The 24,933-nt window shown below is 62.6% G+C and carries 27 protein-coding genes; 19 read left to right on the top strand and 8 right to left on the bottom strand.

Annotated features, from left to right (window positions below; genetic code table 11):
* Nucleotides 1-2: 2 nt before the first annotated feature.
* The gene (locus tag BM177_RS03675) at nt 3-1,004 is read right to left on the bottom strand and encodes an AAA family ATPase (RefSeq protein WP_091678136.1); all 1,002 of its coding nucleotides are present in this window, start codon (nt 1,002-1,004) and stop codon (nt 3-5) included.
* A gap of 243 nt (nt 1,005-1,247) precedes the next feature.
* Between BM177_RS03675 and BM177_RS03670 the strand changes: the two genes are divergently transcribed.
* From BM177_RS03670 to BM177_RS03650, 5 genes are read left to right on the top strand one after another with little or no spacing between them, the layout of a single operon-like run.
* A complete protein-coding gene (locus BM177_RS03670) occupies nt 1,248-1,841 on the top strand; it encodes a DUF1285 domain-containing protein (protein ID WP_091678132.1) in 594 nt (197 codons plus the stop codon).
* Nucleotide 1,842: 1 nt separating this feature from the next.
* Complete coding sequence (locus BM177_RS03665; RefSeq protein ID WP_244532084.1) at nt 1,843-2,517, top strand: CoA pyrophosphatase; 675 nt, start codon at nt 1,843-1,845, stop codon at nt 2,515-2,517.
* Nucleotides 2,517-2,777, top strand: coding sequence for a DUF6111 family protein (locus BM177_RS03660; protein WP_091678128.1), 261 nt, complete (start codon nt 2,517-2,519; stop codon nt 2,775-2,777). Before BM177_RS03665 ends, BM177_RS03660 begins: the two co-directional genes overlap by 1 nt.
* On the top strand, nt 2,774-4,069 hold the full coding sequence (locus BM177_RS03655; RefSeq protein ID WP_091678123.1) for a CCA tRNA nucleotidyltransferase: 1,296 nt from the start codon (nt 2,774-2,776) through the stop codon (nt 4,067-4,069). Before BM177_RS03660 ends, BM177_RS03655 begins: the two co-directional genes overlap by 4 nt.
* Before the next feature lie 29 nt (nt 4,070-4,098).
* Nucleotides 4,099-4,344 (top strand): hypothetical protein, encoded by a 246-nt coding sequence (locus BM177_RS03650; RefSeq protein WP_091678118.1) that lies wholly within the window; start codon nt 4,099-4,101, stop codon nt 4,342-4,344.
* Nucleotides 4,345-4,352: 8 nt separating this feature from the next.
* Here BM177_RS03650 and BM177_RS03645 read toward each other — a convergent pair whose 3' ends face one another.
* Nucleotides 4,353-5,105: an SDR family oxidoreductase gene (locus BM177_RS03645; protein WP_091678114.1), complete on the bottom strand. Its 753-nt coding sequence runs from the start codon at nt 5,103-5,105 to the stop codon at nt 4,353-4,355.
* A gap of 278 nt (nt 5,106-5,383) precedes the next feature.
* Between BM177_RS03645 and lysM the strand changes: the two genes are divergently transcribed.
* The 11 genes from lysM (at nt 5,384) to BM177_RS03585 (ending at nt 14,623) form a co-directional block, all read left to right on the top strand.
* Complete coding sequence (gene lysM / locus BM177_RS03640) at nt 5,384-5,839, top strand: peptidoglycan-binding protein LysM (RefSeq protein ID WP_091678109.1); 456 nt, start codon at nt 5,384-5,386, stop codon at nt 5,837-5,839.
* A 362-nt stretch (nt 5,840-6,201) separates the two neighbouring features.
* Entirely contained in the window at nt 6,202-6,489 is a 288-nt protein-coding gene (gene groES, locus BM177_RS03635) for a co-chaperone GroES (RefSeq protein WP_091678760.1), read from the top strand.
* 49 nt (nt 6,490-6,538) lie between these two features.
* The gene (groL, locus tag BM177_RS03630; RefSeq protein WP_091678106.1) at nt 6,539-8,182 is read left to right on the top strand and encodes a chaperonin GroEL; all 1,644 of its coding nucleotides are present in this window, start codon (nt 6,539-6,541) and stop codon (nt 8,180-8,182) included.
* Nucleotides 8,183-8,380: 198 nt separating this feature from the next.
* Complete coding sequence (locus BM177_RS03625; protein ID WP_091678103.1) at nt 8,381-8,764, top strand: integration host factor subunit alpha; 384 nt, start codon at nt 8,381-8,383, stop codon at nt 8,762-8,764.
* A 113-nt stretch (nt 8,765-8,877) separates the two neighbouring features.
* On the top strand, nt 8,878-9,225 hold the full coding sequence (locus tag BM177_RS20475) for a hypothetical protein (RefSeq protein ID WP_244532083.1): 348 nt from the start codon (nt 8,878-8,880) through the stop codon (nt 9,223-9,225).
* Between the two features lie 143 nt (nt 9,226-9,368).
* Nucleotides 9,369-9,869: a polymorphic toxin type 50 domain-containing protein gene (locus BM177_RS20470; RefSeq protein ID WP_244532081.1), complete on the top strand. Its 501-nt coding sequence runs from the start codon at nt 9,369-9,371 to the stop codon at nt 9,867-9,869.
* A 21-nt stretch (nt 9,870-9,890) separates the two neighbouring features.
* Complete coding sequence (locus BM177_RS03615; protein ID WP_244532080.1) at nt 9,891-10,202, top strand: MafI2 family immunity protein; 312 nt, start codon at nt 9,891-9,893, stop codon at nt 10,200-10,202.
* 191 nt (nt 10,203-10,393) lie between these two features.
* A complete protein-coding gene (locus BM177_RS19925; RefSeq protein ID WP_175492487.1) occupies nt 10,394-10,657 on the top strand; it encodes a hypothetical protein in 264 nt (87 codons plus the stop codon).
* A 437-nt stretch (nt 10,658-11,094) separates the two neighbouring features.
* Nucleotides 11,095-11,367, top strand: coding sequence for a hypothetical protein (locus tag BM177_RS03600; RefSeq protein WP_139223501.1), 273 nt, complete (start codon nt 11,095-11,097; stop codon nt 11,365-11,367).
* A 321-nt stretch (nt 11,368-11,688) separates the two neighbouring features.
* Nucleotides 11,689-12,123: an Imm52 family immunity protein gene (locus BM177_RS03590; RefSeq protein WP_091678085.1), complete on the top strand. Its 435-nt coding sequence runs from the start codon at nt 11,689-11,691 to the stop codon at nt 12,121-12,123.
* A 397-nt stretch (nt 12,124-12,520) separates the two neighbouring features.
* Nucleotides 12,521-14,623, top strand: a complete 2,103-nt coding sequence (locus BM177_RS03585) for an ABC transporter ATP-binding protein/permease (protein WP_091678080.1) — start codon at nt 12,521-12,523, stop codon at nt 14,621-14,623.
* A gap of 33 nt (nt 14,624-14,656) precedes the next feature.
* Here BM177_RS03585 and BM177_RS03580 read toward each other — a convergent pair whose 3' ends face one another.
* The 4 genes from BM177_RS03580 to hisS form a co-directional block, all read right to left on the bottom strand.
* Complete coding sequence (locus BM177_RS03580; protein WP_139223500.1) at nt 14,657-14,971, bottom strand: CU044_2847 family protein; 315 nt, start codon at nt 14,969-14,971, stop codon at nt 14,657-14,659.
* A gap of 93 nt (nt 14,972-15,064) precedes the next feature.
* Nucleotides 15,065-16,057 (bottom strand): ATP phosphoribosyltransferase, encoded by a 993-nt coding sequence (hisG, locus tag BM177_RS03575; protein WP_091678073.1) that lies wholly within the window; start codon nt 16,055-16,057, stop codon nt 15,065-15,067.
* On the bottom strand, nt 16,054-17,175 hold the full coding sequence (locus BM177_RS03570) for an ATP phosphoribosyltransferase regulatory subunit (RefSeq protein ID WP_091678068.1): 1,122 nt from the start codon (nt 17,173-17,175) through the stop codon (nt 16,054-16,056). Before BM177_RS03570 ends, hisG begins: the two co-directional genes overlap by 4 nt.
* 126 nt (nt 17,176-17,301) lie before the next feature.
* Nucleotides 17,302-18,831, bottom strand: coding sequence for a histidine--tRNA ligase (gene hisS, locus BM177_RS03565; protein WP_091678064.1), 1,530 nt, complete (start codon nt 18,829-18,831; stop codon nt 17,302-17,304).
* Between the two features lie 162 nt (nt 18,832-18,993).
* Here hisS and BM177_RS03560 point away from each other — a divergent pair, with 162 nt between their 5' ends.
* Nucleotides 18,994-19,794 carry a DUF2076 domain-containing protein gene (locus BM177_RS03560; RefSeq protein WP_425284361.1) on the top strand — a complete coding sequence of 267 codons (801 nt, stop codon included), beginning with the start codon at nt 18,994-18,996 and terminating at the stop codon, nt 19,792-19,794.
* Here BM177_RS03560 and BM177_RS03555 read toward each other — a convergent pair whose 3' ends face one another.
* A complete protein-coding gene (locus BM177_RS03555; protein WP_139223499.1) occupies nt 19,795-20,703 on the bottom strand; it encodes a glycosyltransferase in 909 nt (302 codons plus the stop codon).
* A gap of 713 nt (nt 20,704-21,416) precedes the next feature.
* Nucleotides 21,417-22,331, bottom strand: a complete 915-nt coding sequence (locus tag BM177_RS03550) for a glycosyltransferase (RefSeq protein ID WP_091678751.1) — start codon at nt 22,329-22,331, stop codon at nt 21,417-21,419.
* A gap of 376 nt (nt 22,332-22,707) precedes the next feature.
* Between BM177_RS03550 and BM177_RS03545 the strand changes: the two genes are divergently transcribed.
* Both BM177_RS03545 and BM177_RS03540 read left to right on the top strand, forming a co-directional pair.
* Entirely contained in the window at nt 22,708-24,051 is a 1,344-nt protein-coding gene (locus tag BM177_RS03545; protein WP_210185882.1) for a DEAD/DEAH box helicase, read from the top strand.
* Between the two features lie 297 nt (nt 24,052-24,348).
* Complete coding sequence (locus BM177_RS03540) at nt 24,349-24,747, top strand: Fur family transcriptional regulator (RefSeq protein WP_244532077.1); 399 nt, start codon at nt 24,349-24,351, stop codon at nt 24,745-24,747.
* Nucleotides 24,748-24,933: the final 186 nt, after the last annotated feature.

Here is a 24,933-nt window from a genome sequence, read left to right as displayed (position 1 = left end):
TCTCAGCCAAGCCGCCCGGCGATTTTCGCCACGAGACCGCTCACAGTCTCGCCTTCGGCGCGGGCCGAGAACGTCAAGGCCATGCGATGCTTCAGGACAGGCGCGGCGAGCGCGACGACATCTTCGATCGAGGGCGAAAGCCTTTCATCGAGCAGCGCGCGCGCGCGGGTCGCGAGCATCAGGGCCTGGGCGGCGCGCGGACCAGGGCCCCAGGCGATATGCTGCGTGATCTCCGGATCGCCTTCGCCCGGACGCGCGGAGCGGACGACGTCGAGGATAGCCTCGACGACGCTTTCGCCGACCGGCAGCCGCCGAACAAGGCGCTGAATTCCCATAAGTTCATCGGCGCTCATCGCCGGCCTCGCCTCGGGCGCCGCCTCGCCGGTGGTCTCGATCAAAATCCTGCGCTCGGCGACGCGGTCGGGATAGGCGACGTCGATCTGCATCAGGAAGCGATCGAGCTGCGCCTCGGGAAGCGGATAGGTTCCCTCCTGTTCCAGCGGATTCTGGGTGGCGAGAACATGAAACGGCTTAGGCAGGTCGTGGCGCGCGCCGGCGACCGAGACATGATATTCCTGCATCGCCTGAAGCAGCGCCGACTGGGTTCGCGGACTCGCCCTGTTGATTTCATCGGCCATCAGCAATTGCGCGAAAACCGGCCCCGGAACGAAGCGGAAGCTGCGCCGGCGGTCCGCCGCCTCCTCGAGCACTTCGGAGCCAAGAATATCCGCCGGCATGAGGTCCGGCGTGAACTGGACGCGGCGCGCATTGAGGCCAAGAACGGTCCCCAACGTCTCGACGAGTTTGGTCTTGGCGAGGCCAGGCACGCCGACAAGCAGGCCGTGCCCTCCGGACAGGAGCGTGACGAGGGCGCGCTCGACGACGTCGTTCTGGCCGAAGATGATCGTCTCGATCGAGGTTCTTGCCGCCGCGATCCGCTCCAGCGCTGTCTCTGCGCTGCGCGCCATGGCGGTTTCGAGGGAGGCCGCGATCGCTTCGGGCATGCAGGAGCCTTTCTGGGCTTGTAGGGCGAAGCAGCCGGTTTCACCCCGGTATGACGTTTATATTATGACGTATTAGATGAGGATCAGGTATCAATTTGTCGATCATCGCGTGGAACGAAACGCGGCGGGCGCCGGGACCATAGCCTGCCGCGAGACGATTGAGGAATAATCTCACGAGAATGCGGCGCGGACTATGGCTTATCATCACGCGCTTTGTCGCGGGTCCGAAGGTTCGGCAATGGCATGACCAATACGGCTTCACCCATCGAGACCTTGACCGAGCGCCTTGCGCCGCCGCGAAGCGCGCCTCCGGTCGAGTCGTGGACTCCTCCTTTTTGCGGCGACATCGATATGCGGATCTGCCGCGACGGCTCCTGGCGCTATCTTGGATCGCCCATTCAGCGTCCGGCGCTGGTCAGACTGTTCTCCTCGATCTTGCGCAAGGATCCCGAGCGCTTCGTTCTCGTGACGCCGGCCGAATGCGTGGGAATCATCGTCGAGGATGCGCCGTTCCTCGCCGTCGAACTTCTCGTCGAGGGAGGAGGTCCGCAGAAAATCCTGAGGTTCAGGACCAATGTCGACGAATGGGTCTCTGCTGACGCCGAACATCCCTTGAGGTTCGAAACGGCGGAAGCAGACGGCGTCAAACCCTATGTTCTGGTTCGCGGCGGGCTATGGGCGCTCGTCAAACGTTCGGTGGCCATCGATCTCATCGCGCTTGCGGAAGTCCAGGATCGCAACGACGGCCGCTTTTTCGGCGTATCCTCGGCAGGACAATTCTTTCCGATCTCTCCCGCGCCAATCTCTCCCGCTGGAGAGATCGAAAGTTCAAATTGAGATGAAAACGATGCAGGCTGCGGCGACGTCTGAGGAAAAGTTTTCGCCGCTGGCGGTGTTCGACCATGTCCGGGCGCGGCTGGAACGCGCGGCGGATCGTCAAGGAAACCGGCGGTCGTCGTCAGGCGCAGGCCTCTTCACGATGATGGACGGCTCGGTCGAGACCGTGGCTGAACCCGAGCGGTCGATGGCGGCGGCTGTGCTTGTCGGATTGATAGCCTATCCGGACGAGATCAAAATTCTACTCACCCAAAGAGCCGCCGCGTTGCGCGTCCATGCGGGGCAGATCGCATTCCCGGGCGGGAAGATCGAGCAGCGCGACGAAAGCCCGCTGGGGGCGGCGCTGCGCGAAGCGCAAGAAGAAATCGGCCTCGACGCCCGCCAGGTCGAGCCGCTCGGTTATCTTGAACCCTATTTTACCGGAACCGGCTTCCGTATCGTTCCAGCCGTCGTCAAGATCACGCCGCCCGTGGCGCTCACGATCAACCCGGACGAAGTCGAAGACATTTTCGAGGTTCCGTTCGCGTTTTTGATGGATCAGGCCAATCATGCGCTCCACACCAGGGAATTTGAGGGCGTCAGCCGCCAATTCTATGCAATGCCGTACGGTGAGCGCCATATTTGGGGCGTGACCGCGGGAATCCTGCGCAACCTTTATGAAAGGCTGTATTCCTGATGTGGAGAGTCCTCCTCGAACCGGCGCTTTTGTTCGGCTCGCCCTTCGCCGCCTACGCCGTCTACCTCGCCCTGCGCCGCACTTATCCTTTCGCTCTGGACCATTGGACCAGGGGCGCCGTCTCGACACTGACCCTGGCCGGGCTGATCATCGCCGCGACCGGAATGCTGGCCTTCGGTATTTTCGCGGAACGTCATCAGGGCGCTTATGCGCCGGCCCACATAGAAAATGGGACGCTCGTTCCCGGACGTCTCCAATGAGCGTCGCGGACGCCCCTCCGAAAAACAACCAATCGGGCGTCGCGCTGGCGCTGCAAAAATCATCGCTGATCCTGCAAAAAGCGTCACTGATCCGCGTCTTCGACGCTCTTGAACATCAAGGAGACGAGACCCGGGTCGTTGGCGGCGCCATCCGCAACGCCCTGCTCGACCGGCCGGTTCACGAAATCGACCTCGCCACCACGGCCGAGCCCGACGCCGTGATGGCGCGGGCGCGGAAGGCCGGGCTGCGCTGCATCCCGACCGGCCTTGAGCATGGGACGGTGACGCTGATCTCGGACGGCGAAACGTTCGAGGTCACGACCTTGCGCGAGGACCTCGACACCGACGGGCGCCGGGCCAAGGTCCGGTTTGGCCACGACTTCGAAGCAGACGCCGTGCGCCGGGATTTCACCATGAATGCGCTGTTCCTGGCGCGGGACGGCGAACTTTTCGACTATGTCGGGTCGCTCGAGGATATCAGACAGAAACGCGTGCGGTTCATTGGCGATCCCGCTCAACGGATCCGCGAGGACTATCTGCGCATCCTGCGCTTTTTCCGGTTCTCCGCTGATTTCGGCGAGGGGCCGATCGACGCCGCGGGGCTCCTCGCTTCGCTGCGGGAGCGCGCCGGCCTCGCGCGGCTTTCGCGCGAACGGGTGCGCGCCGAAATGTTCAAGCTCTTTTGCGCCCGCCGCGCCGCGGAGGCGACACGGGAGATGAGCGACGCCGGACTGCTCGGGCCGCTGCTCGCCTCGGCCCCGAACCCGGCCCGCCTGCGCCGGCTCGCCGCCGATCCGGAGGCGGCGAAGGATCCGCTGCTGGCCCTCGCAGCGTTATGTCTCGAACTGCCCGAAGACGCCGAACGTTTGCAGGAGCGCCTGCGGCTGTCGAACGCCGAATTCAAACGCCTCGACGCCGCCGCCTGCGCACGGATCGGCTTTCATGGCCGCGACCGCCCACCGAGCTTCGACGAATTGCGCATCGGGCTGTTCCGGCGCGGTCGTCAGGCGATGCTCGACGCGCTTGCCCTCGCCAAGGCTGGAGCCCGTGAAGAATATGGCTGCGAATGGGAGGCGGCGCGGGACGTCCTGCGCGCCGAACCCGAGCCGCGCCTGCCCTTTTCTGGCTCGGATCTCGTCGCGCGCGGCGCGCCTCCCGGGCCAGCGATCGGCAAGGCGCTGGAGCAGCTGCGCGAGCATTGGGTCGGCGCGGGATTTCCAGATGACGCGGCGGCGCTTTCACGCCTGCTGGATCAGGTGGCGAAAGAGGTCGTGAAAGACCCCAAATCCTGAAAGATTCCAGATGCTGAAAGATTTTTAAGGTGAGCACGGATCACAGGTCGCCAGCCGATGTCGCGCGGCGTCTTGGCCAGCGCGCAAAACAGCAATCGCACGGAGCGTGGCGGCGCGAGACCTACACCCTGCCCCGCGAGGACGCGCGGGAAAAGGCGCGCGAATGGTTCAATGCGTTTCCGAAAGCCGCCTATATGACCGAGATCGAATCATGGCGCGAGATGCCGGACGGGCAAATCGAATTCACCATCAGGCGCCTCCCCACCGCGGACTGATCCCATTCCTACCGCACGATATCCGGGGTCAACCAGCCAAGGTGCTGTCCGGCGTCGACCGCGATCATTTGCCCGGTCACGTTGCGCGCGCCCGCAAGATACAGAACCGCGTCGGCGATATCGTCCGGAGCTATCGACCTCCGCAGAGGCAAGCCCTCCACCTCGCGCGCGAAGCCGGCCTCGCCCTGTCTCTCGTTCGGAAGCGCCGGACCCGGACCGACCGCATTGACCCGGATCTTTTGGGGCGCGAAGGCCTGCGCCATGGTGCGCGTCGCGGTCCAGAGCGCGGCTTTACTCAACGTGTATGAAAAGTACTGGGGCGTCAGGCGGAATACCCGCTGGTCGATGATGTTGACGATCGCCGCCTCCATCCCGGGCGGCAGCTCGCGGGCGAAATCCCTGGAAAGCACCGCGGGCGCGCGCAGGTTGACGCCGAAATGGCGGTCCCAAAGTTCGAGATCGAACGAGGCGGCGGCGTCGTCCTCGAACACAGAAGCGTTGTTGACCAGCAATGTCAGCGGGCCGAAAATGGCGCGCGCCTCGGCGATGACCCGTGAAAGCTCGCTCTCCACCGATAGATCGTGCGCCAGCGCGGCCGCCCGGCCGCCTTGTCCAATGATCTTGTCGGCGGCCTCCCGCGCCGAGTGCAGCGAACACGGACTGCATTCGAGCACGACGGCGTAACCCGCCGAGGCGAGCCGCTCGGCGATGCGCAATCCGATCCGCCTCGCAGCCCCGGTGACGACCGCCGCGCCGTTCATGGCAACGATTGGTCGAGAGCGCCGCGCCAAAGGCGCCCTTTCACAAAATTGAGCCCAAGCTTGAGCGGCGAGAAAAACAAAGAGTCTTTTCCTTTTTTGGCGTGTTGGACGCTTTGCCGATCCAGCGTCGGGAAAGCATCATATAACGCCAATGGGCGTTTCCCACTTTATTTGCTAATGTCCGCGTCGGCCTGGGAGCGGGGCGTTTCGAAGGTTAAATCCCGAAATCCGCACCGAAGGCAAGTTTCGGCGTCAAAGCGAAACAGGAGTCCAAGGACATGGGTCTATTAAGCTTTGCCAAATCGGTAGGCGCGAAAATTTTCGGCGGGAGCGAAGCGGCTCCGGCGCCTCCAGATGAATTGAAGAAAGAAGCCGAGAAACACGGTCTCGACCTCTCCAAAGCCGACATCAAGGTCGAGGGCGACAAGGTTATTCTTTCCGGCAGCGCTCTCTCGACGGAAGAAGCGGAAAAAATCGCCCTTGCGATCGGCAATTCCGTCGGCGTCTCGAAGGTGCAAAACGACCTTGTCGCGGCGAATGCGATCACGGAATCAAAATTTTACACAGTGGTCTCGGGCGACACCCTCTGGAAGATCGCCGAAACCGAATATGGCAAGGGTCATGGCGCCAAATATACTTTGATCTTCGAAGCCAACAAACCTCTGCTGTCCGACCCGGACAAGATCTATCCGGGGCAGGTGTTGCGGGTTCCGCCGCTCACAGCCACGGTCTGACCGGAAAGCCGAAGCGCCGCGTTTCTGAAATTGGCGAGCGCTTGATTGTCTCGGGGGCCGGCCACTCCGGCCCCTTCGCCCCGTGATCTCTTCCTCGTCCTGCCCGCGCCACGGTTAAATTAGCGCCCTCCAAAAAAGACACGCCATGGAGGCGCCGCCGTCTCATTGACGTCCGCGTTGCGGCGGCCAAGGCGTCGGCGCAACGCGTTCGCCTTGACAGTCGGGCCTCCGAGGCCTATTTCCCACAGGCCGTTAGCACTCACCTCGCGAGACTGCTAACAGGATCCTTATCAATCCACATCCGTGGAGGTTCCGGCATGGCCGGACGCCTGCCGTGGAGGCCGACCAGGGAATCAGGAAACATGAGCTTTCGTCCTTTGCACGACCGCGTCGTGGTCAAACGTCTAGAGGGTGAGGAAAAGACAAAAGGGGGAATCATCATTCCCGACACCGTCAAGGAGAAACCGCAGGAAGGCGAGATCATCGCCGTTGGTCCCGGCGGACGCGATGACAGCGGCAAGCTTACGCCGCTCGACGTCAAGGCCGGCGACAAGGTCCTGTTCGGCAAATGGTCGGGCACCGAGGTCAAGATTGACGGGCAGGATCTGCTCATCATGAAGGAAAGCGACATTCTCGGAATCGTCGCCTGATCGGCCGGTTCTCACTTAGATTTTCAGACTGATTCAGGAGTTTCCAATCATGGCAGCTAAAGACGTCCGCTTTTCGTCGGATGCTCGCGACCGCCTGCTTCGCGGCATCGAGATTCTCAACAACGCGGTCAAGGTCACGCTCGGCCCCAAGGGCCGCAACGTCGTTATCGAAAAATCCTTCGGCGCCCCCCGGATCACCAAGGACGGCGTGACGGTCGCGAAGGAGATCGAGCTTTCCGACAAGTTCGAGAACCTCGGCGCGCAGCTGATCCGCGAAGTCGCCTCCAAGCAGAATGACGCCGCGGGCGACGGCACCACCACGGCGACCATTCTCGCCGCCTCGATCGTGCGCGAAGGCACCAAGGCGGTCGCCGCCGGCCTCAACCCGATGGATCTGAAGCGCGGCATCGACCTCGCCGTCACCGCCGTCGTCGGCGATCTCAAGGCCAATTCGAAGAAGGTCACCTCGAACGAGGAGATCGCCCAGGTCGGCACGATTTCCGCCAACGGCGACAAATCGGTTGGCGAAATGATCTCGACCGCGATGCAGAAGGTCGGCAACGAGGGCGTCATCACGGTTGAGGAGGCCAAGAGCCTCGAGACCGAACTCGACGTCGTCGAAGGCATGCAGTTCGACCGCGGCTATCTCTCGCCCTATTTCATCACCAACGCCGAGAAGATGATCGCCGAACTCGAGGATCCCTACATTCTCGTCCACGAGAAGAAGCTGTCCTCGCTGCAGGCGCTGCTGCCGGTGCTTGAAGCCGTCGTCCAGTCCGGCAAGCCGCTTGTCATCATCGCCGAGGACGTCGAAGGCGAAGCCCTCGCGACTCTCGTCGTCAACAAGCTGCGCGGCGGACTGAAGGTCGCGGCCGTGAAGGCGCCGGGCTTCGGCGATCGCCGCAAGGCCATGCTCGAAGATATCGCGATCCTGACCAACGGGACCCTGATCTCCGAGGAAATCGGCATCAAGCTCGAAAACGTCACCCTCCAGATGCTCGGCCGCGCCAAGCGCATCCGCATCGACAAGGAATCGACGACAATCATCGACGGTGCCGGCGCCAAGACCGACATCGAGGCCCGGATCAGCCAGATCAAGGCCCAGATCGCCGAGACGACCTCCGACTACGACCGTGAGAAGCTGCAAGAGCGTCTCGCCAAGCTCGCTGGCGGCGTTGCGGTGATCCGCGTCGGCGGCGCGTCGGAAGTCGAAGTGAAGGAAAAGAAGGACCGCGTCGACGACGCTCTCAATGCGACCCGCGCGGCCGTTGAAGAAGGCGTGCTGCCGGGCGGCGGCGTCGCTCTGCTTCGCGCTATCAAGGCCCTCGACAATATTCAGGTCGAGAATTCCGATCAGAAGACCGGCGTCGATATCGTCCGCAAGGCGATCCAGACCCCGGCCCGCCAGATCATCGACAATTCGGGCGGCGACGGCGCCGTCGTGGTCGGAAAGCTGATCGAGAACGCTTCCTACGCCTACGGCTACAACGCGCAGACCGATGAGTACGGCGATCTCGTCAAGCTCGGCATCATCGATCCGACCAAGGTCGTTCGCACCGCCATTCAGGACGCGGCGTCTGTCGGCGGCCTGCTCATCACCACCGAGGCGATCATCACCGAACAGCCGAAGAAAGACGCTCCGGCGATGCCGGGCGGCGGCGGCATGGGCGGCATGGGCGGCATGGATTTCTAATCTCTCGCCGGAGAGCGGTTCGCCGCTCTCTTCCGTCCGGGCGCATGAGCTCGATTCTGAAGGCCCCGGTTCGCTCCGGGGCCTTTTTTTTGCCCTGTCCGTTCTCCAGTCATGTCCGCGCGGACCTTGGGAGGCCGCGAGCGCCGGCGAGGGATCAGGTTTTCACCCGCCGCGAAAAATGCTCTATGATCGTCCTTAATGAAAACAAGGGGGGGGTCGAAGTCGGTGCGTCATGCGTCTGAAACGCGATCGAACGCGGGCCTTGTTCGAAGGACCGCCACCAGAGCTGATCTCCTCGACGCCGTTTATGGCGCCTGCCCCACCCTCTCCCGCGTCCAGGCGAGGGAGATTTTCGAAATGGCGCTCGACGAAATCACCGACGCGCTGGTTCAGGGCGAGGCCGTCAAGCTCCGCTCATTCGGGCTTTTTTCCGTTCGCGAGAAACGCGAACGCATCGGGCGCAATCCCCGGACCGGCGTCGAGGCGACGATCAAATCCCGGCGGGTCCTGACCTTCAAGCCCTCCCCTGTGCTCGCGGCCTGCGTCAATGGCGTGGCGCCGGCGCCTGTAGACGACCAGTAACGATAGGCCGGCGCGCAACCTTACCACTTTTCCTCGCCGCTTTGTTCACGGTTTGTTTTTGACAGCCCACGCCCGCTCGCTCACCCTGTCCGTCCATACAGGAGGGGATTTGCGTGGGCGGAATCGATCTGTTGGAGGCGGAGTTTCGGCAGCGTCCCTTGCGCCGCCATCTGGAGATTGCCGAGGCCGGCCTCGTGCTGGGCGCCGGGACGGTCATCGCCCCGCTGCGGCGCGAGGGGCGCGGCGCGAGCCTCGATGTGTCCGGCGAGGATCGCGTGCTGGCGCTGCTGCGCGCGGGTTTTTCCGCGCCGGTCGACGCGCGCATCCTGCCGAAACTGCGCCGCGCCGTGAACTTTTCACAAAGGGCGAAAAGGCGCTGGCGCATATCCATCTGGCGCAGCTCGGCCTGCCGGCCATTGGCGAAGATCAGGCGTTCCGGCTGGCCCTCGCCGACCAGCTGATCGGAAACGGTTTCGATCCCGCCGCCCTGTGCAAAAGCCTCGGGCTCGATCTGCCGGCGGGCCTCAGGAAATACGATCCCGACCAGCCGCGCGACGAGCATGGCCGCTGGACCTCAGGCGGCGGCTCATCAGCGGCCGTTTTGTTGGACGATCTGCGGGAAGGCCGCTCCGTGTCGCCGGGCGGGCCGCATGGCGGCGATGAGAGCGAGGACGACAAGCTCGAAGACTTCAAATCGAAGTTCGAGGAGGACACGCCGCAGGAGGATATGCGGCACGGCCGCCCGATCGATCCGCTCGGCCCGACGCCGGTTCCGATCGGCGGCCCAAGATACACTGCCGCAGGAAACAACTACAGCCTGAAGCAAGGACAGCAGGACAAGCACATTGAAGGGACGAATAATTTCACCGAAGACAAGAGTATTCTCGCCGACCCCAACCCGCAAAGCCTGCTCGACGAGTTTGCGGGTAGGGGACAACCGGCAAACGCGATTCCCGCAGGACAGCCCGGCTACAGGGAACGGGTCGATTTTGGGAGAATAATCGGACAGTTCTTTGATGAAAGAACTAAGAAGCTCTTTCCGACAAGCAAGGGCATCGTTCACTACGGCAAGAACGGCGCGCACATAGTTCCATCAGAACCTTAATTCAAAATCTAGAGGAAAAACATGGCTCGTGTAGCTGACTATCAATCGGTCATCACTTCGACATGCCGCGCCTTACGCGGCGCCGTGTCCAGCCACTTGCGTTCCGTGCAGGTGGAATGGAATGATCACCAGATCGACATCTATTGTTTCTTCGACGGCCCTATCTCCGAGGACGACGAGGAAGACATGGGCGTGGCCGCATCCGAGGTCGCCGCCGACTTTTCCGGCCACATGGTCGACGAGCATTGCATCCGCGCCGACTACCCCGAGCGGATCATCCCGACGAATAACGACCGTCATATCGTCTTCCTGCGAAAGGAAGCGAGCAGCTGATCAACGATCTGAAAGCGCGGCGACCCTGGCGTGACGTCGGCGATATGCCTCATCTCATGCCAACCGGCGCGTTCACCTCCGGCCCAGAGGCCGCGTAGGCGGGATCGCAGCCGCAGCAAGCTCTTGGTCAAACTGCGCCGCACGGTGAGCTTTTCGCGAAGGGCGAAAAGGCTCTCGCGCACATCCACCTCGTGCAACTCGGCCTGCCCCCGCTCAGCGAGGAACACGCATTTCGGCTTGCTCTCGCCGACCGGCTGATCGCGGGCGGCTTCGATCCCGGCGTTCTGTGCAAAAGCCTCGGGCTCGATCTACCGGCGGAAGTGCAAAAATTCGATCCGGGCCAGCCGCGCGACGAACAGGGTAGATGGACCAGCGGCGGCTCTGGCGTCGCCGAAGGCCGCTCCGTCTCGCCCGGCCCGCACGGTGGCGACAAGAGCGAGGACGACAAGCTCTAAGATTTCAAATCGAAATTCGAGGAGGATACCCCGCAGGAGGATTTCTAGCACGGCCGCCCGATCGATCCGCTCGGCCCGACGCCTCTTCTCTTTACTTGGCCGCGGCCGGTTGCGTCTGGACCGAAGCCGTCCGATTTTGTCGGGCAGGATTTTGGGAAATATGGGGTAGGCGTTGAAAAGCCTGATCTAAAGATTCGATATCAGACTCGCCATTCGGTTGAGAAGGAAGACAGGCAGCCTCTATCACGGGAAGAGGTTTATGACGTTATTTCAAATCCGTTGCTCGTGACTCGCCAGTCGAATAGCAGATTTTACTTCTTAAACGACAACGGCGCGGTTGTCGTCGATGATGGCGGAAGGGTTGTTACAAATTACGGATCGTCAGATTTCAAGCAAGGCGTGCTTGATATGCTCACGCGTGTCCATTCAGGAGGGAAATGATGGAAGACACGGCCGAATTCATGTTGATAAGAGCGGTGTTGATTCGCGATTGGGAGCCGATTGTATGCAACGAACTCCTTCCTGACGGCGAGTACGATTCCTATATTCCACGGATTCTCCACCTTCTCTGTTCGGACTGCTCATCCGAGAAATTGGCGGCTTATTTGGCGCATGTCGAGCGCGATTACATGGAAGTCGGGACCGACGCTGAACGTACGGACCGCGTCGCAACCAATCTACTTGCCGCCTGGAAGCAGAGGACGAACTGATCCTTCATTGTCGTCGACGATGTCTACCTGAAGTAAGGAATTAGAGGGCGTGGCGCCGAAACGCAGCCGCCTGTGAACGAGCGTAGGAGCAGGCGTTCTCGGCTCGCTCTGGAACGACCAACCGGGCGGCAGAGCAGAAGCGGAAGCGCTGTTCGAGCAACTCGCTGGGGGAATGAAGTCCGTTCGACATGTTAGCCTCCCTCAACGCATCTGGACTGAGGATCGCTCCGTCCAGCTTCGGATCAAGGCCAATGGCGACATCCGGATTGAACGTCAAATCGACATTGGCGGACAACGATTCGACACTCCCGCTCGCTTGCCATGAGCACGAGAGTCGGGTCCTTGTCTTCCGATTACTTCACGAACTTCGCCGATATTTCAACCGGCTACTCGGTCGAGCCGGATCCCGCCATCATCGCCACTCCCGCCTTCAAGGCGGCTCTGCTGGCTCTCGCCGAGAGTTTCGACGCGACCTATTGCCGCGCCTATCCAGCGAAGATCATGGATGCGTGGGATAAAAACCGCCCTCTCCGCCTCGCCTGGATGCATTATATTGGCCCGCGCTTCGCGCCGCTGATCACGCCGCCGCCTTCCGCGATCGTGGAGCGCAGCGCGCGCGGCGCCTTGCTGCTGTCCGCCGTCGATCAAACCTTTTGCGTCGACAACCCCGCGCACATGGCCGCCGCCAGAGAGATTCTCGAAGCGCTTGCGCCTTTCGAGGCGCTGCCCTGGCCGCCCGACGCCCAGCCGGAATAGACGGAAAAGACGCGGCAGCCTGCGCCTGACCGCGAGCAACCTGGCGGAGTTCATTTCGACAGTTCTGAGCGCATCCGGGGGCGGCGCAAAACCTTCTCAAAGCCCCCCTCTTTGAGCCCTTGCCCTGACCGCACGACAAGAACCGGCGTGAGGCGCGGGCTCCCTACGCACATTTAAGATGCGCCGGGGCTACAAATGACGATAGGAAGACCGGCGGCGGACATTGCTGTTTCGCGGCTGTTTCGCGGCTGTTTCGCGGCTGTCTCGCGCGGAAATCTGATATCCAATAATTTGACCGAATTATCCGCGAGAGAGAGCGTCAAACCTGTTAAGTCGCCGGATGTCGTCGCGACCCCCAAATGGCCATCGCGGTTCCCGCCCCGAGTAAAGGCAAAACATGAAGATTCTCGCCGCTCTCGTCGCTCTCGTTTCCGTAGCCGCCGCGATCATCGGCGTCGTCAAAGGCGACAATACGCTGCACCTTGTCGCCGCGGCGGGTCTGCTGTGCGCATACACGACCTTCCGTTCTCCGGACATCTCACGTTTTCTGCAGATTTTCGTCTCGATCTTCGCCACCGAGACGATCCTCTTCGGCGTCCTGTTCCTTGTCGCGCAAATCGGCTTCTGGCCCGACTCGCTGGACGATTACGTTCTGCCCGAGAGCCTTCCGCTGACCGTCGCGATCTTCGCGATCCTGGTCTATGCGCTGTCCTTCGTTCCCGTCGTGCGCTCCATGACCGCCATCGCCGATCGTTATTTCAATGCGGGCGATCCGACCCGCGCGCGGGTCTGGCCCTTCCCGTCGTATTCCGGGACGGAACGCGGCGTCGCCGTCGCGATGGTCGTGCTTCTCGTCCTCATCAACCAGGCGCAGGTCGGCGTGCAGGTGCGCCTCTCCTTCTTCTCGCGCGACTGGTTCAACGCCGTGCAGAACAAGGATGAGGCCGCCTTCTGGGCGCAACTGATCTCGGTCTTCCTCCCTTGGGCGTTTTTGTACATCGGGATGGCGGTCGTCGAATATGTCGTGCAATCGACGCTCATCATCCGCTGGCGGCGATGGCTCACCGACAATTACGTCGGCCGATGGCTCGACCGCCACACGCATTACCGGATCTCGCTGGAAGGCGGACTCGCTGACAATCCGGATCAGCGCATCGCCGAGGACGTCAACCGATTCATCGACGGCGGCCAGACAGGTTATGGGATTTATTCCTTCTCGATCCTGCTGATTTCGACCCTCAGTTCGCTCGTCTCCTTTGCGATCGTTTTATGGGATTTGTCCCGAAACTTCACTCTGCCGGGCACCAGCATCGCCGTGCCGGGCTTCCTTTTCTGGGTCGCTTTGATCTATGCGGGCGTCGGCACGCTCATCACCCATCTGATCGGCCGCCCGCTGGTCGCGCTCGCTTTCGCCCAGCAGCGCTATGAAGCCGATTTCCGCTTTTCGCTCGCGCGGCTGCGCGAATACGCCGAACAGGTGGCCCTGCTCGCGGGCGAGCCCACCGAAAAAGTTACGCTGAAATCGAGGTTCGGCGCGATCGTCACGAACTACTTCAGAATCGTCGGCGTGCGGAAAAATCTGACGGCGTTCACGGCCTTCTACGGCCAGCTCAGCCCGTTCATTCCGTACATCGTGGCGGCGCCATTCTATTTCGCCGGCAAGATCACGCTCGGCGTGATGACGCAGACGGCGCGGGCCTTCAGCTCCGTCGAAGGCGCCTTGACCTTCTTCATCACCTACTATGTTTCGCTGGCCGAATTCAAAGCCGTGCTCGACCGCTTGACCTCCTTCGACACCTCGATCGAAGCGGGCAAGAGACTCGGCGAGCCCTCCGCCCGCGCCGCCGGCGCCGGCGCCGATCTCACCCTTGACGATTTGAGTCTGCGTCTTCCAAACGGGCGTCAGATCGTCAAGGACGCGAGCCTTAGCCTCGCGCGGGGCGAATCGGCCCTGCTCACCGGCCCGTCAGGCTCAGGCAAATCGACCTTATTCCGGGCGATCTCGGGGATCTGGCCTTTTGGCGAAGGCCAGATCGACCTGCCGGCCGGGGCGCGGGTGATGCTCCTGCCGCAAAAACCCTATGTCCCGATCGGCTCCCTGCTCGCCGCGGTGACTTATCCTGCGGAGCCGGAAAGCTTCAGCGAAGATAAAATCAAGGACGCCCTCGCCGAGGCGAAATTGAGCGCCCTGATCAGTCAGCTTCATGTCGAGGACAATTGGGCGCAGCGGCTCTCGGGAGGCGAGCAGCAGCGGCTCGCGATCGCGCGGGCCCTTCTCGCCAAACCCGACTGGCTGTTTCTCGACGAGGCGACCGCCGCCATGGACGAGGCGATGGAAGCGGAGATTTACGAAATCCTGTTCAAGGCGCTGCCCGAGACGACCATCGTGTCGATCGGTCATCGCGCCAGTCTGATGCAGTTCCACCACCGTCGCCTGCAGATGAAGCCCGCCGGTGATGGAATCTTTACGCCCGTGGCGGATGTGAAGGCGGCCGAATGAGCCCCCCGATCGCGGGTTCTCCCGGGTCAGAGGTTAGCCTTTCTCCCATGTCAGCTTCACCTTGAACTCGGCCGGTCCGCCGGCCGGAACGATCCAGAGGTCGCAATCCCTGCTGAGGGTTGCGCCGAATTCAAGTTCGAGCTTCCCCGGCCCGTTGGGCAACGCGGAGATCGAATCCTCGAACATTTTGGCCACCAGGCCGAGCGAGGCGAACGCCGCCTGAAACGTTTCCGCCGTCGACCGCGAGAAATCGTCGCTCAAGCCGACATCAGGGGCTCCCGTGACCGGGCCGCCGCCGAAAAGAATGATATTTCCGTCCGCGAGTTCGACGAGCATGCGCGCTGACATCCGCTTTCTCCCTAAATCAAATGAATTATAACGATAATCAACAATCAATTCGATCTTTTGTCATGCGGCGGCGCAATTGTCCCGCGCGTGCATTCAGGCGCGGTTTTTGGGCAGGCGCTCGATCAGCTTTCTGTAAAGCGGGTTGGCCGCCGTGAAGACATAATCGAGCGCGGCCACGGCGACAAAATCGGCGCCGCGCACCGTCAGCCAGTCGGCCAGCGCCGCGACCTTTCCCGCAGGGCAATTGAAGGTGATGCGGGCTTCGCCAGCGCCGGAGCGCGGCTGAACCGCGAACAGCGCGCGAGCCTCATCGAGCAAGGCACCGTTCCAGCCAGGGAGAACCGTCGTCACCTCGCGCGTGGTTCGGGCGGTTTCCTCGGCGGCGATCCGCGACAGGATGATCCTTGCGTTTTCCCGCGCCGCCGGACCCCATTTTGCGCCAAGGGACGCGACAAGGTTCGCCTGCGAGCGCAAGATCACGCCGTCGTCGAGAATTTTGAGCGCATTGGCGTCGAGCGTCGCGCCGGTGGTCGTGATGTCGACGATCAGTTCGGCCTGCCCCGCCGCCGGGGCGCCTTCGGTCGCGCCGGAACTCTCGACGATGCGGTAATCGCCAACGTGGCGCTCGGCGAAAAAACGCCTTGTGAGATTGACGTATTTGGTGGTGACGCGCATCCGCTCGCCGCGCCTCGCGCGGAACGCCGCCGCGACGTCCTCGAGGTCCGCCATGGTCTTGACGTCGATCCAGGCCCGGGGGACAGCGACGACGACATTGGCGCCGCCGAATCCGAGCGGCGTCAACAGCGCGACGCGTGCGTCCGCGCCGGGTATGGTTTCGCGGACAAGATCCTCTCCCGTGACGCCCATATGCGCCGCGCCGCTTGCGAGCTGCGCCACAATGTCGGCGGCCGAGAGAAAGGCGACCTCGACGCCCTTCAGTCCGGAAAGTTCGCCGCGATAGTCCCGCGAGCCGCGTCCCTTGACGATATCGAGTCCCGCCCGCGCGAAGAAGGCCGCCGCATTTTCCTGCAGCCGTCCCTTCGAGGGGACGGCGAGCACTAGCGGATCTTCCGTTGCGGCCGTCATGACCGCACCCCGCCAGAGGCCGGGCTCAGCCGGTCGATCCACAGCGCCGCGCCGACGGCCGGGATCGCTCGCCCCGCGCCGAGCGTTTGCAGCAGCTGGTCATAGCGCCCGCCTCCGGCGAGCGGCCTTCCGGCGGGATCCGCAGCGTCAAAGGCCTCGAACACAAAGCCGGTGTAATAATCGAGATTGCGGGTGAACGCCGTCGCGAAGGACAGGCTGGCGACGTCGAGTCCGAGCGCGGCGATGAACCCCAGCCGCAGGTCGAAACTGTCGAGGATGGCGGCAAGGTCGAGACCCGCGTCCCGCGCCAGAATGCGCAGCGCCTTCGCCGCTTCGTCGGGATCGCCCTCGACGCCGAGGAACGCCTCGAGGATCGCGGCCTTTTCCTCGGAGAGGCCCGCGCCGGTCCGGATCGCCGCCTGTTCCAGGAAGCGGTCCGCGATCTCGGCCGGCGTGCGCCCGCCGACCGCCGCGATTCCCGCGATCGAGAGCAGATCCTCGACCAGAGCGCGCGCGCCCTTTTTGTCGGCGCCGTCGAGCAGGGCGAGAACACCGGAATGGTCGCGGCCCTGATCGTTCAGGGGCGCATTCAGGATCGCGGAAAGCGACTTGCCCTGAATGTGCCCGCGCGTGATCCGCCGTCGCCATTGCGGCGCGAGATCGAGCGCTTCGAGAAGGCCGGAGAAGAGCGCCGTGTCGCCGATCCGGATCGTTAGCTTTGGGACTGGCGCGAGCCGCGCCGCCTCGAGGGCGAGGGTCAGGATTTCAGCGTCCGCGGCCTCTCGGTCGAGCCGACCGAAACTTTCGATACCGGCCTGGATGAATTCGTTCTTGTCTCCGGCGCGAAAGCGGAACACCGGGCCGAGATAGGAAAACGCGGCGCGCTCGCCCGCCTGCGGGGAGGCGAGATAATGGCGCGACACCGGAATCGTATATTCGGGCCGCAGGCAATAATCCGCGCCCGACTCGTCCGCCGTGAGATAAAGCCGCCCGCGCAATTCCTCGCCCGAATCGAAAAAGATCGCGGCCGGCTGAAGGATCGGCGGCTCGACGCGCGCATAGCCCGCAGCCGAGAGGCGCGCGAGGAGAGCTTCCGTATATTCGCTGACAAGAAACAAGGGCGGCGCTCGGTTTGGCTTCTTCAGGAGTCTTTAGCAACCCGTGAGCGGGGCCGCGACAGGTTTCGCGCAACAGCGTGAACGCGCGCGGAGGGAAACCTTGGCGCGACCCGTCAGCGCGAGAGGTTAGCGATGGCGGCCGAGAACCTCCTTGACCGCCGCGATGAGCCCCGTCTCGGGAACGGTGAACTGCGCCCTTGCGCGCAATTCGAGATAATCGGCGCGGTCCTTGGTCGAGGCGGCAAGTTCCGCGCCAAGGATCAGATCGCGGATCGCGACCTCGCCTTTCTCGCGCTCGTTGGAGCCCTGGATCACCGCACAGACCGAACCGCGCTTGTCGGCGTATTTCATCTGCGCGTTCATGCCGGAGGAGCCGAGATAGAGTTCGGTGGCGACATTTTCCGCGCGAAGTTTTGCGACGAAGCTTTGATAGCGGGCCAGCGCAGCCGGGTCCTTGTCGAGGACGAGGACCACCACGGGGCCGCGATGGACCGCGCCCGCGACGATCCGTGAATTGATCGCCTTCAGCGCCGAATAGAGCCGCGAGACGCCGATGGAGAAGCCGGTCGCGGGCACATTCTCGCCGCGAAAGCGGCCGACGAGGCCGTCATAGCGCCCTCCCCCGCCGACGGAGCCGAAGCGGATGGGACGGCCCTGCTCGTCGTTGACTTCGAAGGTCAGTTCGGCCTCGAAGACCGGGCCGGTGTAATATTCGAGGCCACGCACGACGGAGGGGTCGATGCGGATGCGGTCCGGACCGTAACCGGCTCCTCGCACGATTGTTTGGATCGCAGAAAGCTCGATCAATCCCTCGAGTTCGATCTGATGGCCCTCTGGTAAATTTCCGTCCTTGGCATTCGCGACAATCATCACCCCGGCGGGTGGACCTCCAATATCTCCGGCGACATCCGATGTTATGCGGTCCATCAAGCGTCGGATTTGACCGTCGCCCAGCCCCGCGCCCCTCGTGAAATCACCGCTCTCATCCTTACGTCCCGGCCCCAACAAAAGCGCGACGCCTTCAGGCCCCAGCCGGTCCAGCTTGTCGATCGCCCTCAATACCGTCAGCCGCCGCCCGGCGTTTTCCTCGCCGCCGAGCCCGATCGCCTCCATCACGCCGTCGAGCACCTTGCGGTTGTTGACCTTGATGACGTAATCGCCGCGCTTGATCCCGAGCTTTTCCAGCGTGTCGGCCGCCATCATGCACATCTCGGCGTCGGCGGCGACGGAGGCCGACCCAACAGTGTCGGCGTCGAACTGCATGAACTGGCGGAAGCGCCCCGGCCCCGGCTTCTCGTTGCGAAATACATAGCCGGCGCGATACGAGCGGTAGGGCTTCGGAAGCTTGTCGAAATTCTCCGCCACATAGCGGGCGAGCGGCGCGGTCAGATCATAGCGCAGGGACAGCCAGCTCTCGTCGTCGTCGCGAAACGAGAACACGCCCTCATTGGGCCGGTCCTGATCGGGCAGGAACTTGCCGAGCGTGTCGGTGAACTCGAAAAACGGCGTCTCGACCGCCTCGAACCCGTAAAGTTCGTAGCTTTCGCGGATCGCGGCGAGCATTTTCTCGGTCGCTGCGATGTCGGCCGGGCCGCGGTCCTGAAGCCCGCGCGGCAGTCTCGCCGCGCGCAGCGCATCTTTTTGAATTTCGGTCATATCCTGGGAAACGCCTCGCGTGAGTTCAGGCTTCTTAAGGGGGCCGGCGAGGCCCGGCAAGCGCCGCCCGCTGAAACAAGCCGGGTCAACGGCCTTGGCGTGCGGCAAAAAGCCCCTATATTTCGCGCGGCGGGACAAACCGCCGATTTCTGGGAGGGTCCGATGCCGTTGTCACCCGAAGAACGCCAGTTGCTGACAGGCCTGTTCGACCGCATCCGCACGGCGGGCGTCAATCCGCGCGACAAGGAAGCCGAGGCGCTTATCGAGGACGCGGTGAGAGCCATGCCCTATGCGCCTTATCTCCTCGCGCAGACCGTCATCGTTCAGGATCAGGCGCTGCAGGCGGCGAACGCCCGCCTTCAGGAGCTTGAAGCGCGGGCGGAAGAGCTTGAGCGGCAAGCAGCCAGCCAACCGCAGCAGGGCGGCTTCCTCAGCGGACTCGGCTCGCTGTTCGGCGGCCCCTCTCCACGCCCGCAGGCCCCGCCCACCGACCGCTGGGGACAGCAATCGGCGCCGCCGCCGGGTTGGCGACCGCCGCCGCAGCAGGGCTATGGCCAGCCGCCGCAGCAGCCTTATCCGCCCCAGCAGGCGGGGGGACCCTGGGGCGGCCAGCCCCAGGCGCAGCAGGGCGGTTTCCTGAAAGGCGCGCTCGGCGCGGCGGCGGGGGTCGCGGGCGGCGTCCTTCTGGCGGATTCGATCCGGGGCCTCTTCGGCGGCCACAACAACGCCCTTGGCATCGGCACAGGCTTCAGCCCGGGGCTTGGCGGCGGAGGTCTTGGAAGCGGTCTTGGCGGGTTCGGAGGCGAGACAACGACCATCAATAATTACTACGGGTCCGACGACCGCAACCTCGCCCAGCAGGATGCGCAACAGGACGCGGATCAGGACCAGGACGATATCCAGGACGCCAGCGATTACGACCAGGACTTCAGCTCGGGGGACGACGGCAGCTACGACACCTGATTAACGGGGCGCATGCGCCAAAAGAACGTCGACATACGCGTCGGCGCTGTGTTTGCGCGCGAATTCGGGAGCAAGTTTCATTGCGCGGCTTCGGCTCTCGGGGAACCGCGAGGCTACGCGCAGGATCGCGGCGGAGAGGTTGCCCGCGTCATAGGGGGAAAAAATCTCTCCCTCCGCCTGTCCCGCTTCGATGCTGGCGGCTGCGAATGTTCCGGCCGAAGCAACAAGCGGGCGCCCTGCCGCTACCGACTGGGTGAATATGCCCGATCCGCGCATGCCGAACAGGGCGGGATCGTAGGGCAAAAGCATCACGTCGATCTGGCTCGTCTCCTCGATGTAGGCGTCTTCATCGAGCACGCCTTCGATGAGCCGGACGCCGCTGACCTTGCGGAGAGCCTCCTCGGCGGCGACCGTCTCAGGCTCCCATCCGCTGTGCTGGAGCTGGATCGTGAAATTGGCGGCGATCCCTGCCTTGCGGCAATTCTCGATCGCCCGCGGCAGGAGGTGAAATCCTTTGTCGCGTTTTGAATAACCGAAAAAACCGAACGTCGGCGCATCGCGGGAGCTAGCGGCAGGCGGAGCGTCGCCGAACGGCACCGGTAAAATCTTGGCGTCGACCCCGAACTCGGTCTGATAAAGGCGCCCGAGCGCTGCATTTTCGGTCATGAAAAAGAGCGTCTTTCCGATCAGCGGCTGGGCCAGCGCAAAGGATTTCCTGTAGAACTCCTTTCCAAGTCGCGCCGGAAGGCCCCATGAGGTCCAGGTCGGCGGAAACATCAATTGGCAAATGACGCGCGGGCGCCGCGCTTCCGGCTTCGCGAGCAGAAAACGGATGAGTCCGAAAAGCTCGTTTTGGGACAGTCCGGGAATAACGACGAGGTTGCCTGCGCACCAGACGTCGGCGGGCAAGGCGTCCAAATCCCGTTCAAATGACCGATTCAAGATCTGCCACGTCGCGCGCTCCGCCGAACGAACCGGCTCCCATTCCAACCGCGCTATTCTAGAAAGGAGCCGGCGAGACTGTTTCGAATAAAGAGTAAAGTTGAAATGAGGCTCAGCGCCGAGTTCAGCGGCGACTGACGGAGCCATGGATTTCGCTCCAAATGTCCGGAACCGCAAACCGCGGCCGGCCAGTGAGGAACCGGTCCGTTTCAGCAAACTGTAGCTGTGCTCTCCTCTGCCGATCAGCCCGTTGTCCAAAAAAATAACGTCCATTGGTCGTCCGAGTTCGTAATAGTCACGCTTGGCGAGTGCGTCGTCCGCAATCTCAAGAATTGTGCTTTGTGATCTTGTTCATAGCCCCGGATCGAGTCTCGAGCCTTTTCTTGTTCAGACGCTGCTTCAATCCGGATGGGCGGCGCCGATGTCGATGTAAAAGCCGCGGCGCGCTTCGTCGAAAAGTCGCGCAATCATGACGTCTTCGAAGTTCTGGGCGTATGATATCATTTCTTCCTCGATTGAGCGTCGCTGCGTCAGAGCCTGTAGACGAAAGAGCGTCTTGGTCCCTCGTTAATCTATGCTTTGCACCACAAAGGGACGGGCGCACAACCGCCCGGCAAGCGATCGGACGTGAGCCGCGAGCTTCGCGCCTGTCAAAGGACCATTGATCCGGCAGGCGCTCATTAGTTGAAGGGACCGAGGAAGCTGATGCGCCAATGTTCCGCCCAGAACGCCCTGGCCCCAAGAAATGGCAATGCGCACATCGGCCAGCGCTCGCAGATCCAGGGACCGTCATAATGACGCCGCAAGATGCGATATGAGAAGCCCGCCTTCGCGTATCTCGTTGATGCTCTCGAGCGCGTTTCCTTCTCTCTCGGCGACAGGGACGAATCTATTTCCTCGCGATAACGCGTCATGTCGCTGCTGAGTTGACCAGACCGGAATCGAAAACATCCCAAAATGGCGTTGACGACAACAAGGTCGCTGCGCGCCGCAAAACGCCGCCACAGATCGAAGTCTCCGGCGAACCGGAAATTGGCGTCGAGGCCCCCTGTCTTTTTCCATAATTCGGGCCGCCAGAAGGTGCCTTCCTGCTGAATGAACGGCCGAGCGAACCGCCCGTCGAAAATCCCGGCGGCTATGCATTCTCTCGGGAAAGCGGTGAGCGGCGAAATATCCAGCATTTCACCGCCTTCGTTAATGGTCGTCGGACGTCCCATCACCCAGTCAATGTCCGGATGACCCTTGAAAATCTGAGCCACCGTCGCAAAAGCGCCAGCCTCGTATCGATCGTCAGCGTTGATCCAGGCCATCGCATCCGCGTCGCCGCAGGCTGCAAATCCACGATTCACGCCATCATAGAGTCCGCGATCAGGCGCGCTGGCGAAAGAAAATTCAATCCCAGCGCAATTGAGAGGAAAGTCGTTTGCAAGGCGATGTTGCCAGGCGGCCAAAAGCTTCAACGTTGAATCCGTGGATCCGGCGTCCTGAACATGGTAGCGAATCGTGAAGTCGCCGGCCTGGCCTACAACGCTCAAAATGGTTTCGTTAATAAATCTTTCCCCGTTGAGAACCGGTGTTACGATGGTAAATCTCATCTTCATCCAGCCATATCGTCCTGAAGTTAGTCGCTGACTCCCAGACACAAAATGTTTCGGGGAAAAAGGCAAGTTTTTTCTACTTGCGGCCAGATCAGTAAACGGGCTCCTTTCCCATTCTGTAGAAGCGTCGCTCAAAAGGCTCGCGGAACGAATAGATAGACTTTAAACATCTGCGGATGCGGCTTGACTTTTTTGAAGCGCTGCGATAGTTCTCTGGTGCGGATGCTAATGCCTCGGTTGCATGCAGAACACTCATTCCTCTTTGTCGCGTTAGCGTAATTTGTTCTCTGGCCCAGACACGCATGGCGCCGCCCTTCTATCACGCCGCCGCAATATGATGCTGCGCGTGATCGCTCAACGAAAGATCCACGAATTGCAAGACTTTCCCGGACTCGGCCTCGCCGCGCCCCTTCTTATCGCCTTGAAAAAACAAGGCTATTCCAAGCCGACGCCGATCCAGGCGCAGGCCATCCCCAGCATTATGGCGGGCCGCGATCTCCTCGGCGTCGCCCAGACCGGCACCGGCAAGACCGCCGCCTTCGCCCTTCCGATCCTACATTTCCTCGCGACCAATCCGCGGGAGGCCCCAAGGGGCGGCTGCCGCGTTCTGGTCCTCAGCCCCACCCGTGAACTTGCGAGCCAGATCGCTGAAAGCTTCCGCGCCCTCGCGTCGGAACTGCCGCTCTCCGTCGCGGTCGTCTTTGGCGGCGTCCCGCATGGCGCGCAGATCAAGGCGCTCGCGCGTGGCCTCGACGTCCTTGTCGCGACGCCGGGGCGCCTCGTCGATCATCTCGATTCGCGCGTCGCGCATTTGAACAAGACCGAGTTTTTCGTCCTCGACGAGGTCGACCAGATGCTTGATCTGGGCTTCGCCAAAGCCATCCGCCGCGTCGTCGGCGCATTGCCGAAGCAGCGCCAGAATCTCTTCTTCTCGGCGACGATGCCAAGCGAGATCGCCAAACTCGCCAATGACCTGTTGAACAATCCGGCGCAGGTGTCCGTCACCCCCGTCGCCAAGACGGCGGATCGGGTGGAGCATCAGGTTCTGTTCGTCGAGACCCATCGCAAACGCGATATTCTCGTCGAGCTTTTCGCCGACGTCGCGATGACCCGCGCGATCGTCTTCACGCGGACCAAGCGCGGCGCGGACAAGGTCATGCAGCATCTCGACAATACCGGGATCGCGGCTCTGGCGATCCATGGCAACAAGAGCCAGGGGCAACGCGAGCGATCGCTCGAAGCGTTTCGCGCGGGCCGCGTTCGCGCACTTGTCGCAACGGATATCGCCGCGCGGGGAATCGACATCGACGGCGTGACGCATGTCGTGAATTTCGATCTGCCGGAGGTGGCGGAAGCCTATGTTCACCGGATCGGGCGCACCGCGCGCGCGGGCGCCGAGGGTATCGCCATCTCGCTCTGCGACGGCGCGGAGCGCGAACTTTTGCGCAACATCGAAAAGCTGACCCGCCTCAGCCTTCCCGCGACAGACCGGCGTGATCCCAACTCTCCGGTTCCCGCGACGCGCGCCTCGCGCCCCCCGCAGCGCGCCGAAACGCGCCCGGGCGCCGAGGCCCAGAACCGGCGCCCCGGCGCTCCGGGGGCAAGCCGTCGCCCCAACAACGGATCTGGACCGCCACAGGGGCGCGGACGGTTCAGCGGCGCAAGACCAAATCGCGACGGCGCCCGGAGCGGCAGAGACGGCGCCCGGACCAATTAGGGCGCGGCCTTTCTAGGCGCTTCCTGAAGATCAAGGACTGGGCCGCCAATCCTTGAAATTCCCCCGTCAAATCCCCCGCCCGGCCCGCGCCCGGCGGGGGATTTTGTGAGGGGATGCAGGCGCCCATTGAACGTCGCGCGATCATTCTGGCCCGCACTGTCGCTAGCCGGGCAAGGTTGCTATAGTAAATTTATGACGACGCATCGATCCTCCCGCGAAGAACCGGTCCAGCACGGGCCTTCGCCAGACAGGGCGGGCCCGTGCGGTCCGGCGGCGAGGCTTCCTTCCGGGGTCGCGTTGACACCGGGCCGGCGCCGCATCCTCGAGATCCTCGCCCGCGAAGGCCGCCCCCTCGGTGCCTATGAAATGATCGACCGCGTGGCGCAGGACACCGGCAAGCGCCCTGCTCCGATTTCGATCTACCGCGCGCTCGACTTTCTCCTTGAAAACAACCTCGTGCACAGGCTCGCCTCGTGCAATTCCTATCTCGCCTGCGCGCATGCTCACGCCGCCCGCGACCCGATCGTCTTTCTCATTTGCGAGACTTGCGGCGACGTCATCGAGGCGACGTCGGAGGCGATACAGACGAGCCTCGCCGAACTCGCCCACAACGCTCGCTTCGCGCCGCGGGCGCAAGTGCTCGAACTGGCCGGCGTCTGCCGGAGTTGCGCCGGCGCCTCTGAACGCTCCCCCTAGCGCTTTCCGATCGCATGAAGTCATGCGATCGATCAGAATCTGCTCCAGGGTCAAAGACTTGAGCATAGTCTTCTCGATCGGATTGATTCAATCCGATCGGAATATGCTCTTGGCCACACCATGCCGCGCACGCCTTGAAATCCGGAGAGGTCATCACCATCCATGATTGGGCTGCGCATCACCGGG

The organism is Methylocapsa palsarum (genome assembly GCF_900114285.1).
GTDB lineage: Bacteria > Pseudomonadota > Alphaproteobacteria > Rhizobiales > Beijerinckiaceae > Methylocapsa > Methylocapsa palsarum.
The sequence above is the reverse complement of the archived record's forward strand: the minus strand, read 5'-3'. Positions and strand labels throughout refer to the sequence as shown.

Excerpts from the sequence above, each read along its gene's own strand:
- BM177_RS03590 (WP_091678085.1), top strand. The coding sequence starts at position 11,689 with ATGAGCACGAGAGTCGGGTCCTTGTCTTCCGATTACTTCACGAACTTC.
- BM177_RS03660 (WP_091678128.1), top strand. The coding sequence starts at position 2,517 with ATGTGGAGAGTCCTCCTCGAACCGGCGCTTTTGTTCGGCTCGCCCTTC.
- BM177_RS03625 (WP_091678103.1), top strand. The coding sequence starts at position 8,381 with ATGAAAACAAGGGGGGGGTCGAAGTCGGTGCGTCATGCGTCTGAAACG.
- lysM (WP_091678109.1), top strand. The coding sequence starts at position 5,384 with ATGGGTCTATTAAGCTTTGCCAAATCGGTAGGCGCGAAAATTTTCGGC.
- BM177_RS03670 (WP_091678132.1), top strand. The coding sequence starts at position 1,248 with ATGACCAATACGGCTTCACCCATCGAGACCTTGACCGAGCGCCTTGCG.
- BM177_RS03560 (WP_425284361.1), top strand. The coding sequence starts at position 18,994 with ATGCCGTTGTCACCCGAAGAACGCCAGTTGCTGACAGGCCTGTTCGAC.
- groL (WP_091678106.1), top strand. The coding sequence starts at position 6,539 with ATGGCAGCTAAAGACGTCCGCTTTTCGTCGGATGCTCGCGACCGCCTG.
- hisS (WP_091678064.1), bottom strand. The coding sequence starts at position 18,831 with ATGACCGAAATTCAAAAAGATGCGCTGCGCGCGGCGAGACTGCCGCGC.
- BM177_RS03675 (WP_091678136.1), bottom strand. The coding sequence starts at position 1,004 with ATGCCCGAAGCGATCGCGGCCTCCCTCGAAACCGCCATGGCGCGCAGC.
- BM177_RS03655 (WP_091678123.1), top strand. The coding sequence starts at position 2,774 with ATGAGCGTCGCGGACGCCCCTCCGAAAAACAACCAATCGGGCGTCGCG.
- BM177_RS03665 (WP_244532084.1), top strand. The coding sequence starts at position 1,843 with ATGAAAACGATGCAGGCTGCGGCGACGTCTGAGGAAAAGTTTTCGCCG.
- BM177_RS03580 (WP_139223500.1), bottom strand. The coding sequence starts at position 14,971 with ATGTCAGCGCGCATGCTCGTCGAACTCGCGGACGGAAATATCATTCTT.
- BM177_RS03600 (WP_139223501.1), top strand. The coding sequence starts at position 11,095 with ATGATGGAAGACACGGCCGAATTCATGTTGATAAGAGCGGTGTTGATT.
- hisG (WP_091678073.1), bottom strand. The coding sequence starts at position 16,057 with ATGACGGCCGCAACGGAAGATCCGCTAGTGCTCGCCGTCCCCTCGAAG.
- BM177_RS03615 (WP_244532080.1), top strand. The coding sequence starts at position 9,891 with ATGGCTCGTGTAGCTGACTATCAATCGGTCATCACTTCGACATGCCGC.
- groES (WP_091678760.1), top strand. The coding sequence starts at position 6,202 with ATGAGCTTTCGTCCTTTGCACGACCGCGTCGTGGTCAAACGTCTAGAG.
- BM177_RS03550 (WP_091678751.1), bottom strand. The coding sequence starts at position 22,331 with ATGAGATTTACCATCGTAACACCGGTTCTCAACGGGGAAAGATTTATT.
- BM177_RS03585 (WP_091678080.1), top strand. The coding sequence starts at position 12,521 with ATGAAGATTCTCGCCGCTCTCGTCGCTCTCGTTTCCGTAGCCGCCGCG.
- BM177_RS03645 (WP_091678114.1), bottom strand. The coding sequence starts at position 5,105 with ATGAACGGCGCGGCGGTCGTCACCGGGGCTGCGAGGCGGATCGGATTG.